The sequence below is a fragment of the Pseudomonas sp. G2-4 genome, from assembly GCF_030064125.1.
In the GTDB taxonomy this organism is placed as follows: Bacteria; Pseudomonadota; Gammaproteobacteria; order Pseudomonadales; family Pseudomonadaceae; genus Aquipseudomonas.
Window position 1 is genome coordinate 709922 of the sequence record NZ_CP125957.1, and the last position, 13327, is coordinate 723248.

Sequence of the window (13327 nt, forward strand, 5' to 3'; positions counted from 1 at the left end):
GCGTTCGCATCTGACGGGCATGCTTGATCACGCGGCCGGGCCGCAAATATATAGAGAGTTTTCAAACGGTGAAAAGCAAACTCAAGCTCCATGGGTTCAATAACCTGACAAAGACCTTGAGCTTCAACATCTATGACATCTGCTATGCGGAAACTCCGCAAGACCAGCAGGCCTACGTCGAGTACATCAATAAAGAGTACAACGCCAAGCGCCTCACGCAGATCCTCACGGAAGTTGTCGATATCATTGGTGCCAACATCCTGAACATCGCCAGTCAGGACTATGAACCCCAAGGTGCCAGCGTGACCATTCTGATCTCGGAAGAACCGGTGACACCGACCGACAGCCAGATAGAAGAGTCCCCGGGCCCGTTGCCCGAAATCATCCTGGCCCACCTCGACAAGAGTCACATCACGGTACATACCTACCCGGAAATACATCCGGTCGACGGTATTGCGACGTTCCGTGTGGACATTGATGTGTCGACCTGTGGCGTCATTTCACCGCTCAAGGCGCTCAACTTCCTGATTCATCAGTTCGAGTCGGACATCGTGACCGTGGATTACCGCGTGCGTGGATTTACCCGCGACGTTGAAGGTCACAAGCACTTCATTGATCACGAGATCAATTCGATTCAGAACTACCTGTCCGAAGACACTCGCGACGCGTATCAGATGACCGACGTCAATGTGTACCAGGAAAACCTGTTCCACACCAAAATGCTGCTCAAGGACTTCGAACTGGATAACTACCTGTTCGGTGATGCCACCAGCAACCTGTCTACTGAACAGCGTGACCAGGTGGAAGAACGTGTAAAACACGAAATGTTGGAAATCTTCTACGCACGCAATATGCCGCGCTGAAGTTTCGGGCACAAAAAAGGCGGCTACCGGTGGGTAGTCGCCTTTTTTTGTGCAAGCCCGGTTTGTCTGGGCCTGCCTCCAGTTCGCGGTCAGATCCGATAAGTGCTCTTGGTCATGACCTTGGCCAGCAGGCTCATGCCGAACTTCACCGGTGCCGGGAAACGAAAACCACCGGCCTCCAGGGCGCTTTCAGCATGCTGCTCCTCGTCCACGCGCATCTGCTCCAGAATCGCCCGGGACTTTTCATCCTCGGCCGGCAACTGCTCCAAATGCTCATTCAAGTGCTTGCACACCTGATGCTCGGTCGCCGCGACGAAGCCGAGGCTGACTTTGTCACTGATCAGGCCGGCCACTGCGCCGATTCCGAATGACATCCCATAGAACAACGGGTTCAGGACGCTGGTATGGCTACCCAGCTGGCGAATGCGTTGCTCGCACCAAACCAGATGGTCGACTTCTTCCTCGGCCGCATGCTCCATCGCCTCGCGCACTTGCGGCAGCTTGGCTGTCAGTGCCTGACCCTGATACAGCGCCTGGGCGCAGACTTCGCCGGTGTGGTTGATGCGCATCAGTCCCGCAACGTGGCGGGTCTGTTCGTCACTCAGTTGTGCGTCCGGCTGCACGATAGCCGGCGACGGGCGATACGGCTGGCCACTGAAGGGCAACAGCGTCCGCATCGCGGTATCGGCTTGCAGCAACAGGCGGTCAATCGGCGAGTAATGACGTTGAGTAGTCATGTTTATCTCCGGGGAAAAATCACAGCGGCCAGTTTAAACCAATCGGCCGCTGAAGATTTGCCTTGGGTCAGGGATATCAACCCGGTGGCCAGTGCATCTGGCGCTGCCCAAGCACATGCATGTGAATGTGATAGACGGTCTGCCCGCCGAGTTCATTGCAGTTCATCACCACGCGAAAACCGTCTTCGCAACCTAGCTCTTTGGCCAGGCGCTGGGCAGTGAACAAAATATGCCCGGCCAGCTCTTTATCGTCCTCGGTCAGGTCATTGAGCGTGCGGATCGGTTTCTTCGGAATGACCAGGAAGTGCACCGGTGCCTGTGGGGCGATGTCGTGGAAGGCCAGGACCTGGTCATCCTCGTAGATGATCTTGGCCGGAATTTCCCGGTTGATGATCTTGGTAAACAGGGTATCCACAGCTGTTCTCCGTTGGGTTAGTCGAGGTCGAGTGTACTGAAAGGGTGGCTGGCGAGCCTGGGTTTTAACTTCAAAGGGTTATTCAACGCGGGCAGTAGGTCTTGTTGACCATGCCGGCGATGGTCCGGACCAGCCCCCTCGATCCCAGTCGCGGTAATGCCGCGAGCCAGCGATTGCGACGCCCGGGAATGATGATGGCCCGGTTCCTGTCCAGCGCGCGCACGGCATACAGCGCAACTTCCTCCGGGCTCATCAGGTGTTTGCTATCGATGATCTTCTGCTCATCGAGTTGGGCCCTGGCGAAAAAACCGGTGCGGGTCGGGCCAGGGCAAAGCACCGATACCTTGATCGCGCATTTCTTGAGTTCGACCCGCAGGGCTTCGGAAAAGTGCAGCACATACGCCTTGCTGGCGTGGTACGTACTCATCCAGGGGCCGGGCTGGAAGGCGGCGAGCGATGCGACGTTGAGGATTTGACCGCCACCCTGCAACGCCATGCTATTGCCTATTGCGTGACAGAGGCGTGTCAGTGCGAGGATGTTGACTTCGATCAGGTCTTGCTCGGTCATCCAGTCCTGGCCCAGGAAAGGGCCGCTGGTGCCAATGCCGGCGCAGTTGACCAGCAGGTCGATCTGGCGCTCGCCTTCCTCCAGCTCCAGCAAGAAACCTGAAAGCCTGAGGGGCTCCCCCAGGTCACAAGCCCGGAACAACACCTCCACGCCAAACCGCTGAGTCAGTTCGATTGCAATACTTTCCAGCCGATCACGCTGTCGAGCCACCAGTATCAGGTTGCGGCCGCGCCGGGCCAGTGCCTCGGCCATGGCCAGGCCGAGGCCGCCGGAGGCGCCAGTGATCAGTGCGTAACGGGTCATGCAGTTCTCCATCACAACAGCCCGCCGCCAGTGGACTGGGCTGTCACTGGCACGAAGCGCGCTTATTGTTCCTCTTCTTCTTCATAGTCTACAGAAGGCGAGGCCGCCTCTGCTGCTTCTGCTGCTGCCTCGGCATTGGTGTCGTCGCTGTTTTGATATTCGCTCGACTCGCTGCTTTCAAAGTTGCTCACAGAGTTGCTGTATTCGTCTCCGATATCGCTGAACGCCCCGCCCACTGCCGCGGCGATGATCAGGACGATCATGACGACCCACAGCGATGACAGTACCTTGACCGCAGTGCTGTTGGGCGGTGGTGGCGCGCCATAGCGATTCGCACCGGCATTGCCAGGCATGCACATGAGCACGAACGGGAAGAGGCTACCTACGAATGGCACCAGATTGAGCAACCACAGCCACCCGGACCAGCCGACGTCATGCAGGCGCTGGACGTTGAACTGGAGACTCACAAAAGCAAAGGCGAGCGCGATGGCCACCCCTGCCAGCCCGCCGACAATCATCGCAGCCAGCGAGTTGGATGCGATGAGCCATGACAGGCTGAACCAAAAGGCCACGCCGATCACCGGCAGCATCACCAGCGTCAACACCATGGTCCAGGCCAGGAACCGCAGCCGTCCGATACGCCCCTCGAAGCTGAAGGGCTTGAGCGTGCTGTACCCGGCCAGTGCTTCACCGACTTCCGCCCGAGGCGGTGCATACGGAGATACGGGGTCGATGATTGAGTCTGGGTGGCGTCCGTCCGAGTGATGAAGGGATTCCTGTACCTCGCCCAGATTCAACTGGAGAGAGGGCTCGGCTTCGATTCGTGCATCGATCCCAGTCTTGTTGAGCGCTTCGAGGTACTTCTGCGCTTCGCTTTGGGACAGGTTGCTTTTAAGGGCCACCTTGCGACCGCTGAACAGTCGCTCAATGGCGCTGACATCGCTCTTGAACAGCTCGGCGAGGTTGAGTTTGGCGGTGGTGGTATCGACGCCCGGCATCAGGGCTCCGTCGAATACGATGTTGAAACGGGTTTCGCTCATGCCCGGCATCCTTGTCTCTAAAGGTTAAGTATTTGTTGTTGTCAGGTCAGCGGGGCCATTGCCCCCCAAGCTGTGCCGCCCGGGCCTGCGCCTGACGGTATTCTTCATCCAGGCGTGCCACCAATTGGCCGACGCTTGGCACATCATGGATTTCACCCACACCCTGGCCTGCGGACCACACGGTTTTCCAGGCCTTGGCTTCATCGTTCAACGGCTTGAGTTTCGAACCCGCATCCACCTCGCCTTTGCCCTGCAGGGCGGCGAGGTCGAAGCCGGCGTTCTCCAGGCTCTGGCGCATGAAACTGGCCGGTACCCCAGACACCGCAGGAGTATGCACGATGTCTGCGGCTCGGGATGTGAGCAACATCTCTTTATAAGCGTCAGGCGCATGGCTTTCGGTCGTGCCGATAAAGCGCGTTCCGAGGTAGGCTAAATCCGCTCCGAGCAACTGTGCGGCCAGAATCTGATGACCGTGGTTCAGGCATCCCGCAAGTAGAACGGTTTTGTCGAAGAACTGGCGGATCTCGGCGACCAGCGAGAACGGGCTCCAGGTCCCGGCATGCCCACCCGCGCCGGCGGCAACGGCGATCAATCCATCGACACCGGCCTCGGCGGCTTTTTCCGCATGGCGCCGTGTGGTGACGTCGTGGAACACCAGGCCGCCGTAGCTGTGAACGGCGTCCACCAATTCTTTCACCGCGCCCAGGCTGGTGATGACAATCGGCACCTTGTGTTCGACGCAGATGGCCAGGTCGGCCTGAAGTCGCGGGTTACTGTGGTGGACGATCAGGTTGACGGCGTAGGGCGCCGGTTTTTCCAGTGTCGCCAGCCCTGCTTCGATTTCCTCCAGCCAGGCCTTGAAGCCACTGCTCTCGCGCTGGTTCAACGCCGGGAAGCTGCCGACAATGCCATTGCGGCAGCAGGCCAGCACCAGCTGCGGGTTGGAAATCAGGAACATCGGCGCCGCCACGACGGGCAGGCGCAAACGTTGTTCGAGCAGAGCGGGCAGCGACATTGGAAGTACCCCGGATTAAGTAGTGCCGATTGGAAGTTAGAACGGCCGAACCACGACCAGAATTACGATAGCCAGCAATATCAGAACCGGCACTTCATTGAACCAGCGATAAAAGACGTGGCTGCGGGTGTTTTCGCCACGGGCGAAGCGCTTCACTTGGGCGCCGCACATGTGGTGGTAGCCGATCAGCAGCACGACCAGGGTCAGCTTGGCGTGCATCCAGCCGCCTTGGGTGAAGTAGGCGCCAGCGTTGAGACTGAGCAGCCAGATGCCGAACACCAGGGTGGCGATCATCGCCGGGCCCATGATGCCGCGGTATAACTTGCGCTCCATGACGCTGAAGCGTTCCTTGCTGACGTTGTCTTCGCTTTGGGCGTGGTAGACAAACAGGCGAGGCAGATAGAACAGGCCGGCGAACCAACAGACCATGCTGACGATATGAAGTGCTTTGAGCCAAAGATAGAGCATTTTTAGTTATTCCCAGATTCACGGTGACTCGATAGTAGAGGTTCGAGCGCCCACACGTCACCTTGACGGTTGTCGCCACGCCCTGCGGCCCCTATCATCGACGGCTTTCCAGTGGGTTCGTTGAGGGCAGGTTTATGGTCAAGGTCGGTATCGTCGGCGGCACGGGTTACACCGGTGTCGAACTGCTGCGTCTGTTGGCACAGCATCCGCAAGCTGAGGTGGTGGTCATTACCTCCCGATCCGAGGCCGGCCTGGCCGTTGCCGACATGTATCCGAACCTGCGAGGTCATTACGACGGCCTGGCGTTCAGCGTTCCCGATATCAAGACCCTGGGCGCCTGCGATGTAGTGTTCTTCGCGACGCCGCACGGTGTCGCCCACGCGCTGGCAGGAGAGTTGCTGGCCGCCGGGACCAAGGTCATCGACCTGTCGGCAGACTTCCGCCTGCAGGACGCCGACGAATGGGCCAAGTGGTATGGCCAGCCCCACGGGGCGCCGGACCTGCTCGACGAGGCTGTCTACGGATTGCCGGAAGTCAATCGGGAGAAAATCAAGCAGGCCCGTCTGATCGCGGTACCGGGTTGCTATCCGACTGCAACGCAGTTGGGCTTCTTGCCTCTGCTCGAGGCCGGTCTTGCCGATACTTCGCGTTTGATCGCTGATTGCAAATCCGGTGTCAGTGGCGCCGGGCGCGGTGCCAGTGTTGGTTCGTTGTACTCCGAGACGTCGGAAAGCATGAAGGCCTACGCGGTCAAAGGTCACCGTCACCTACCGGAAATTCGCCAGGGGTTGCGTCGGGCCGCGGGCAAGGACGTCGGCCTGACTTTCGTGCCGCACCTGACGCCGATGATTCGTGGCATCCACTCCACCCTCTACGCAACCGTCGTTGACCGCTCGGTGGACCTGCAGGCATTGTTCGAAAAGCGTTACGCCAACGAACCATTCGTCGATGTAATGCCGGCCGGCAGCCATCCGGAAACCCGTAGCGTACGCGGCGCGAACGTTTGCCGGATTGCCGTGCATCGCCCACAGGATGGTGACCTGGTGGTGGTGTTGTCGGTCATCGACAACCTGGTCAAAGGCGCGTCGGGCCAGGCGGTGCAGAACCTGAACATCCTGTTCGGGCTGGATGAGCGTCTGGGTCTGTCCCACGCGGGAATGTTGCCTTAACAGCGGTCAAAAGCTGCAAGCTTTAAGCTACAAGCTTGCGGCTTTTAATGTGTAGCTTGCCGCTGCCCCTCAAATAGTTGACCAATTTTCTAGGAGAAGCGGATAATGCCCGCCATCACGCATTATGGCGGCGTAAGCGCCGGGAGATATTCAGCATGAGCGTCGAAACCTTCACCCCCATGGCTTTGCAATTCACCCACGGTGCCGCGCACAAGGTGAAGAGCCTGGTCGATGAAGAGGGCAATGATCGTTTGAAGCTGCGCGTATTTGTGACGGGCGGCGGTTGTTCGGGTTTTCAGTACGGCTTCACTTTCGATGAAGAAGTGGCTGAAGACGACACCATCGTCGAGCGCGAAGGCGTCAGTCTGGTGGTCGATCCGATGAGCTTCCAGTACCTGGCGGGTGCCGAGGTGGATTACCAGGAAGGTTTGGAAGGGTCGCGTTTCGTGATCAAGAACCCGAACGCCACCACGACCTGCGGTTGCGGTTCTTCGTTCTCGATCTGACAGCTTCAGTCTTCAAGCAAAACGCCGCAGTGCCTGGGAAGGCCCTGCGGCGTTTTTTTTGTCCGGGATTCCTGGGTTCAGGCGGGATAGATGGCGCCAAGAATGCGTAAGCCGCGCGCGCCGGTGACACTAGGGCGGTTGGCTGGGATGCCTGCAAGGCAGCAATGGGCCAGCCACGCGAAGGCCATGGCTTCGACCCAGTCCGGGTCCACGCCGTAAGCAGCCGTGCTGCTGACTTTGGCGTCCGGCAGCAAATCGGCCAGACGCTTCATGAGCGTATGGTTGTGCGCGCCGCCACCGCAGACCAACAGCTCTTGAGTCTCTGCCTGGGCGTTTTGCAATGATTCGACGATGCTCAGGGCTGTCAGCTCGAGCAGTGTTGCCTGCACATCTTCAGCGGCGAAGGCTGGCAGGCGTGACAGGTGTTGACTCAGCCACGGCAAGTTGAACACTTCTCGCCCAGTGCTTTTCGGACCTTTGGTGATAAAGAAGGGGTCGCTCAGCAGTTCCTTGAGCAGGACCGGCTCGACGGTCCCGCTGGCGGCCCATTGCCCGTCGCGATCGAAATGCTCGCCCCGTTGCTGGTGTATCCAGGCATCGAGCAAGACGTTGCCGGGGCCACAATCGAAACCGGCTACCGGCTTTGCGGGTTCTATCAGGCTCAGATTGCTGAAGCCGCCGACATTCAGCACCGCGCGATTGCCGGCTCGTTCTTCGAACAGTGCTTCGTGAAAGGCCGGAACCAGAGGAGCGCCTTGTCCGCCAGCCGCGACGTCACGACTGCGGAAGTCGCTGACAACGGTGATGCCGGTCAATTCGGTCAACAGCGCTGGATTGCCGATCTGCACGGTAAAGCCACGGGCCGGTTCATGACGAATGGTCTGGCCATGGCTGCCAATCGCCGTTACGTCTTCAGGCTTGAGCTTCTGTTCGCTGAGTAGAGTATGAATGCCCTGAGCAGCCAGCTTCACCCAGTTTTGCTGGGCAATGGCGGAGCGGGCGATCTCATCGGGCCCACTGCTGCACAGTCCGAGCAATTCGGTGCGCAAGGCGGCGGGCATGGGGATGTAGTGCGTGGCGATCAATCTGATCGCCGGGGCCAGTTCGATCAGTGCGATGTCCAGGCCATCCAGGCTGGTCCCGGACATAACGCCGATATAGAGCGCCATGGCTTAGCGCTTGCTCGAAGCCAGCATGGTGGCTTTCTCTTGATCCATGCGAGCCATCAAGGGTTGGCTTTGGGCCAGGAAACGCGAGCGCTCGGATTTGGCGATCGGGTCGGCCATTGGCAGCTTCTGGCCCAGCGGGTCGACGTGGACACCGTTGACCTGGAACTCATAGTGCAAGTGCGGGCCGGTGGACAGGCCGGTGGTACCGATATAACCGATGACCTGGCCTTGCTTGACGCTGCCGCCGGTCTTCACGCCTTTGGCGAAGCCCTGCATGTGGCCGTACAGCGTGCGGTAGGTGTTGCCGTGCTGGATGATCACGGTGTTGCCATAACCGCCGCGGCGCCCAGCCAGCAATACTTTACCGTCGCCGGCGGCCTTGATTGGCGTGCCACGGGGCGCAGCGTAGTCGACGCCTTTATGGGCGCGGATCTTGTTCAGGATCGGGTGCTTGCGGCCTGCGGAGAACTTCGAGCTGATGCGGGCGAAATCAACCGGCGTGCGGATGAATGCCTTGCGCATGCTGTTGCCATCGGCGGTGTAATAGCTGCTGTTGCCTTGTTTGTTGGTGTAGCGCACTGCGGTGTAGGTCTTGCCGCGGTTGGTAAAGCGCGCGGAAAGGATCGGACCGTTGCCGACGCTCTTTCCATTGACCACTTTCTGCTCGTAGATAATGTCGAACTCGTCGCCCTGGCGAATATCCTGGGCGAAGTCGATGTCGTAGCCAAACACGCTGGCCATGTCCATGGTCAGGCTATGGGAAAGGCCGGCGCGTGCGGCCGATTGCGACAGTGAGCTATTGATGACGCCATGGACGTACGCTGAGCGCACAGTAGGCTTGGCGGTCACGCGGTTGAATACATAACCCTTGTCATTCTTGGTCAGGGTGATGCTTTCCAGGTCGCTCAGCTTGGTGTGCAGGTTAGTCAGTTGGCCGTCGGGACTGAGCTCGAATTCAAGCTTCTGGCCCCGCTGCAGTCGAGTGAATTGCTTGGCTTGCTTATCGCTGGCCAGGATTTCGTGGACCGAGGTCGAGGGCAGGCCAACCTTTTCGAAGAGGGTAGAGAGCGTATCGCCTTTGGCAACAATGACCTCGCGGTGATCCGGACCTTTCTTTTCTTCTACAGCTGGAGGCTCTGCCTGAGCGGCCTCGGCAGTGTCTTCAGGGCTGTTTTCAATCTGCGCGAAAGGGGGCGCGGCCGGTTCGTTTGTGGCTTGAGCGGCTTCGGCAGCGTCTTGATCTTGTGTCAGTTGTTCAGCAGGGCTTTCCAGTTCAAGACTCAGAGTCGTCTTTTTGGCTTCAACATCGCTGGAGGGGAACACCAGGAGCGCCAGGCTAAGGAGGGCTGCAATGCCACTTGCGGCAAGCAGGTGGGTCTTTGGGTAAAGCGGCGGCGCTTTAGACGGTTCTGTGGTCATAGGTAATTTTGACTTTTGAAAAGATGAATTGGAAAAGATGAATGACATGATGAAGATGAAATAACTGTATAAAATATAACCAAATCCCCTTCGAAGCAAGCCCGCAGACGCTCTGTCTGTGGATTGGCGTCCCTGCGCCGGGCAAACCTTGTATTTGGTGTGCGTTCTTGTATGGTTGGGTCCCTTTGAATCTGAGCCTTGCGGGTCTGTTATGAAGTCGGTTGAAGAGCAGCTAGCGCTGATCAAACGTGGTGCGGAAGAACTGTTGGTCGAGTCCGAGCTGATCGAAAAGCTCAAGCGCGGGCAGCCGCTGCGTATCAAGGCTGGTTTCGACCCGACGGCGCCCGATCTGCATTTGGGTCATACCGTGCTTATTAATAAGCTGCGCCAGTTCCAGGACCTGGGGCACCAGGTCATCTTCCTTATAGGTGACTTCACCGGGATGATCGGCGATCCGAGTGGCAAGAGTGCGACCCGTCCACCGCTGACCCGCGAGCAGGTTCTCGATAACGCCGAGACCTATAAGACTCAAGTCTTCAAGATTCTTGATCCGGCCAAGACCGAAGTGGCTTTCAACTCCACGTGGATGGACCAGATGGGGCCGGCGGATTTCATTCGCCTGACTTCCCAGTACACCGTGGCTCGTATGCTTGAGCGCGATGACTTCGACAAGCGCTATACAACCAATCAGCCAATCGCCATTCATGAGTTTCTCTATCCGCTCGTTCAGGGTTATGACTCGGTTGCGTTGCGAGCGGACGTTGAGCTCGGCGGCACCGACCAGAAGTTCAACCTGCTGATGGGGCGTGAGCTGCAGCGAGGCTATGGCCAGGAAGCCCAGTGCATCCTGACCATGCCGTTGCTGGAGGGGTTGGATGGCGTGAAGAAGATGTCCAAGTCGTTGGGCAACTACGTCGGCATTCAAGAAGCTCCGGGTGTTATGTACGGCAAGCTGGTTTCCATTCCGGATGTGTTGATGTGGCGTTACTTCGAGCTGTTGAGCTTCCGCTCCATGGATGAGATCAATGCATTCCGTGTCGATGTTGAGGCTGGGGCTAATCCGCGGGACATCAAGATCAAGCTGGCCGAAGAAATCGTCGCTCGTTTCCATGGTGAAGAGGCTGCGGCCAATGCTCACCGTGCGGCGGGTAATCGTATGAAAGAGGGTGAGCTGCCGGACGATCTGCCAGAGATCGAGCTGACGGCTGCCGAGGATATGCCGATCGCGGCTGTCCTTAATAAGGCGGGTCTGGTCAAGAACGCGGCGGTGGCGCGGGATCTCCTTGGTTCGGGCGGTGTGCGTATAGATGGTGAGGTTGTGGATCGCACCTATATATATGAGCTGGGTTCTACCCATGTATGCCAGGCCGGCAAAAAGGCTTTCGCGCGGATTACGCTGAAATCCGAATAAAGCTGAAGATAGCTATTGACGGCAGATTCTGGACGTCTATAATTCGCCCCACTTCCGGCGCAGTCGAAACGGAAAACTCCTTGAGTTTCAATGAGTTATCCTTGTTTTGAAAGTGCCGGGCTTCAGTTTATCGAAGCCTGGGAAGTAGTTGATAAGGTGGTTTGTTTGGCCTTATTGATGATTCGATCTTCTCGGTCGAAAGCGGGGAAAAAGAGGTGTTGACAGCAGCGAGTAACGCTGTAGAATTCGCCTCCCGCTAACGAGAGATCGGAAGCGCAAGTGGTTGAAGTTGTTGAAAATAACCGCTTGACAGATACACAAGGCGCTGTAGAATGCGCGCCTCGGTTGAGACGAAAGGCTCAACCCACCGCTCTTTAACAACTGAATCAAGCAATTCGTGTGGGTGCTTGTGGAGTCAGACTGCTAGTCAACAGATTATCAGCATCACAAGTTACTCCGCGAGAAATCAAAGATGTAACCAACGATTGCTGAGCCAAGTTTAGGGTTTTCTCAAAACCCAAAGATGTTTGAACTGAAGAGTTTGATCATGGCTCAGATTGAACGCTGGCGGCAGGCCTAACACATGCAAGTCGAGCGGTAGAGAGAAGCTTGCTTCTCTTGAGAGCGGCGGACGGGTGAGTAATGCCTAGGAATCTGCCTGGTAGTGGGGGATAACGCTCGGAAACGGACGCTAATACCGCATACGTCCTACGGGAGAAAGCAGGGGACCTTCGGGCCTTGCGCTATCAGATGAGCCTAGGTCGGATTAGCTAGTTGGTGGGGTAATGGCTCACCAAGGCGACGATCCGTAACTGGTCTGAGAGGATGATCAGTCACACTGGAACTGAGACACGGTCCAGACTCCTACGGGAGGCAGCAGTGGGGAATATTGGACAATGGGCGAAAGCCTGATCCAGCCATGCCGCGTGTGTGAAGAAGGTCTTCGGATTGTAAAGCACTTTAAGTTGGGAGGAAGGGCAGTTACTTAATACGTGATTGTCTTGACGTTACCGACAGAATAAGCACCGGCTAACTCTGTGCCAGCAGCCGCGGTAATACAGAGGGTGCAAGCGTTAATCGGAATTACTGGGCGTAAAGCGCGCGTAGGTGGTTTGTTAAGTTGGATGTGAAATCCCCGGGCTCAACCTGGGAACTGCATTCAAAACTGACAAGCTAGAGTATGGTAGAGGGTGGTGGAATTTCCTGTGTAGCGGTGAAATGCGTAGATATAGGAAGGAACACCAGTGGCGAAGGCGACCACCTGGACTGATACTGACACTGAGGTGCGAAAGCGTGGGGAGCAAACAGGATTAGATACCCTGGTAGTCCACGCCGTAAACGATGTCAACTAGCCGTTGGGAGCCTTGAGCTCTTAGTGGCGCAGCTAACGCATTAAGTTGACCGCCTGGGGAGTACGGCCGCAAGGTTAAAACTCAAATGAATTGACGGGGGCCCGCACAAGCGGTGGAGCATGTGGTTTAATTCGAAGCAACGCGAAGAACCTTACCAGGCCTTGACATCCAATGAACTTTCCAGAGATGGATTGGTGCCTTCGGGAACATTGAGACAGGTGCTGCATGGCTGTCGTCAGCTCGTGTCGTGAGATGTTGGGTTAAGTCCCGTAACGAGCGCAACCCTTGTCCTTAGTTACCAGCACGTTATGGTGGGCACTCTAAGGAGACTGCCGGTGACAAACCGGAGGAAGGTGGGGATGACGTCAAGTCATCATGGCCCTTACGGCCTGGGCTACACACGTGCTACAATGGTCGGTACAGAGGGTTGCCAAGCCGCGAGGTGGAGCTAATCCCACAAAACCGATCGTAGTCCGGATCGCAGTCTGCAACTCGACTGCGTGAAGTCGGAATCGCTAGTAATCGCGAATCAGAATGTCGCGGTGAATACGTTCCCGGGCCTTGTACACACCGCCCGTCACACCATGGGAGTGGGTTGCACCAGAAGTAGCTAGTCTAACCTTCGGGAGGACGGTTACCACGGTGTGATTCATGACTGGGGTGAAGTCGTAACAAGGTAGCCGTAGGGGAACCTGCGGCTGGATCACCTCCTTAATCGACGACCGCAGCTGCTCCATGAGCTCCCACACGAATTGCTTGATTCATTGAAGAAGACGAAAGAAGCAGCCCGAAATTGGGTCTGTAGCTCAGTTGGTTAGAGCGCACCCCTGATAAGGGTGAGGTCGGCAGTTCGAATCTGCCCAGACCCACCAATTTTGTGTGGGAAACGCCT

At 57.4% G+C, this 13327-nt stretch carries 12 protein-coding genes, 1 tRNA gene and 1 rRNA gene; 6 read left to right on the top strand and 8 right to left on the bottom strand.

The genetic code is table 11. The features are described 5' to 3' along the window. The first annotated feature begins 68 nt into the window (after positions 1 to 68). Positions 69 to 863 (top strand): adenosylmethionine decarboxylase, encoded by a 795-nt coding sequence (speD, locus tag QNH97_RS03090; RefSeq protein WP_135847443.1) that lies wholly within the window; start codon positions 69 to 71, stop codon positions 861 to 863. 89 nt (positions 864 to 952) lie between these two features. Here speD and coq7 read toward each other — a convergent pair whose 3' ends face one another. The 6 genes from coq7 to hemJ form a co-directional block, all read right to left on the bottom strand. Beyond that, entirely contained in the window at positions 953 to 1600 is a 648-nt protein-coding gene (coq7, locus tag QNH97_RS03095; protein ID WP_283555556.1) for a 2-polyprenyl-3-methyl-6-methoxy-1,4-benzoquinone monooxygenase, read from the bottom strand. Positions 1601 to 1676: 76 nt separating this feature from the next. After that, positions 1677 to 2015 carry a histidine triad nucleotide-binding protein gene (locus QNH97_RS03100; RefSeq protein WP_283555557.1) on the bottom strand — a complete coding sequence of 113 codons (339 nt, stop codon included), beginning with the start codon at positions 2013 to 2015 and terminating at the stop codon, positions 1677 to 1679. Positions 2016 to 2097: 82 nt separating this feature from the next. After that, on the bottom strand, positions 2098 to 2886 hold the full coding sequence (locus QNH97_RS03105) for an SDR family NAD(P)-dependent oxidoreductase (RefSeq protein ID WP_283555558.1): 789 nt from the start codon (positions 2884 to 2886) through the stop codon (positions 2098 to 2100). Between the two features lie 62 nt (positions 2887 to 2948). Beyond that, positions 2949 to 3926, bottom strand: a complete 978-nt coding sequence (locus QNH97_RS03110) for a DUF805 domain-containing protein (RefSeq protein WP_283555559.1) — start codon at positions 3924 to 3926, stop codon at positions 2949 to 2951. A gap of 46 nt (positions 3927 to 3972) precedes the next feature. Further along, the gene (locus tag QNH97_RS03115) at positions 3973 to 4941 is read right to left on the bottom strand and encodes an NAD(P)H-dependent flavin oxidoreductase (RefSeq protein ID WP_283555560.1); all 969 of its coding nucleotides are present in this window, start codon (positions 4939 to 4941) and stop codon (positions 3973 to 3975) included. Between the two features lie 36 nt (positions 4942 to 4977). After that, positions 4978 to 5409: a protoporphyrinogen oxidase HemJ gene (gene hemJ / locus QNH97_RS03120; RefSeq protein ID WP_122566709.1), complete on the bottom strand. Its 432-nt coding sequence runs from the start codon at positions 5407 to 5409 to the stop codon at positions 4978 to 4980. Between the two features lie 134 nt (positions 5410 to 5543). On the opposite strand from hemJ, the gene argC reads away from it, so the two are divergent. Together argC and erpA are read left to right on the top strand one after the other, a co-directional pair. Further along, the gene (argC, locus tag QNH97_RS03125) at positions 5544 to 6578 is read left to right on the top strand and encodes an N-acetyl-gamma-glutamyl-phosphate reductase (RefSeq protein ID WP_283555561.1); all 1035 of its coding nucleotides are present in this window, start codon (positions 5544 to 5546) and stop codon (positions 6576 to 6578) included. Positions 6579 to 6733: 155 nt separating this feature from the next. Then, the gene (gene erpA / locus QNH97_RS03130) at positions 6734 to 7084 is read left to right on the top strand and encodes an iron-sulfur cluster insertion protein ErpA (protein ID WP_025215766.1); all 351 of its coding nucleotides are present in this window, start codon (positions 6734 to 6736) and stop codon (positions 7082 to 7084) included. A 77-nt stretch (positions 7085 to 7161) separates the two neighbouring features. Here the strand turns inward: erpA and QNH97_RS03135 are convergent, their stop codons facing one another. Both QNH97_RS03135 and QNH97_RS03140 read right to left on the bottom strand, forming a co-directional pair. Then, the gene (locus tag QNH97_RS03135; RefSeq protein ID WP_283555562.1) at positions 7162 to 8253 is read right to left on the bottom strand and encodes an anhydro-N-acetylmuramic acid kinase; all 1092 of its coding nucleotides are present in this window, start codon (positions 8251 to 8253) and stop codon (positions 7162 to 7164) included. Positions 8254 to 8256: 3 nt separating this feature from the next. Further along, positions 8257 to 9672 carry a peptidoglycan DD-metalloendopeptidase family protein gene (locus QNH97_RS03140; protein ID WP_283555563.1) on the bottom strand — a complete coding sequence of 472 codons (1416 nt, stop codon included), beginning with the start codon at positions 9670 to 9672 and terminating at the stop codon, positions 8257 to 8259. Positions 9673 to 9883: 211 nt separating this feature from the next. On the opposite strand from QNH97_RS03140, the gene tyrS reads away from it, so the two are divergent. From tyrS to QNH97_RS03155, 3 genes are all read left to right on the top strand, one after another. Continuing rightward, positions 9884 to 11083, top strand: a complete 1200-nt coding sequence (gene tyrS, locus QNH97_RS03145) for a tyrosine--tRNA ligase (RefSeq protein WP_283555564.1) — start codon at positions 9884 to 9886, stop codon at positions 11081 to 11083. A gap of 529 nt (positions 11084 to 11612) precedes the next feature. Next, positions 11613 to 13149, top strand: a 16S ribosomal RNA gene (locus QNH97_RS03150). 81 nt (positions 13150 to 13230) lie between these two features. Continuing rightward, a tRNA-Ile gene (locus tag QNH97_RS03155) sits at positions 13231 to 13307 on the top strand. Positions 13308 to 13327: the final 20 nt, after the last annotated feature.

Bases quoted from the DNA above. Each gene is read 5' to 3' on its own strand.
- coq7 (WP_283555556.1), bottom strand. From the start codon at position 1,600: ATGACTACTCAACGTCATTACTCGCCGATTGACCGCCTGTTGCTGCAA.
- QNH97_RS03105 (WP_283555558.1), bottom strand. From the start codon at position 2,886: ATGACCCGTTACGCACTGATCACTGGCGCCTCCGGCGGCCTCGGCCTG.
- QNH97_RS03110 (WP_283555559.1), bottom strand. From the start codon at position 3,926: ATGAGCGAAACCCGTTTCAACATCGTATTCGACGGAGCCCTGATGCCG.
- QNH97_RS03115 (WP_283555560.1), bottom strand. From the start codon at position 4,941: ATGTCGCTGCCCGCTCTGCTCGAACAACGTTTGCGCCTGCCCGTCGTG.
- hemJ (WP_122566709.1), bottom strand. From the start codon at position 5,409: ATGCTCTATCTTTGGCTCAAAGCACTTCATATCGTCAGCATGGTCTGT.
- argC (WP_283555561.1), top strand. From the start codon at position 5,544: ATGGTCAAGGTCGGTATCGTCGGCGGCACGGGTTACACCGGTGTCGAA.
- erpA (WP_025215766.1), top strand. From the start codon at position 6,734: ATGAGCGTCGAAACCTTCACCCCCATGGCTTTGCAATTCACCCACGGT.
- QNH97_RS03135 (WP_283555562.1), bottom strand. From the start codon at position 8,253: ATGGCGCTCTATATCGGCGTTATGTCCGGGACCAGCCTGGATGGCCTG.
- QNH97_RS03140 (WP_283555563.1), bottom strand. From the start codon at position 9,672: ATGACCACAGAACCGTCTAAAGCGCCGCCGCTTTACCCAAAGACCCAC.
- tyrS (WP_283555564.1), top strand. From the start codon at position 9,884: ATGAAGTCGGTTGAAGAGCAGCTAGCGCTGATCAAACGTGGTGCGGAA.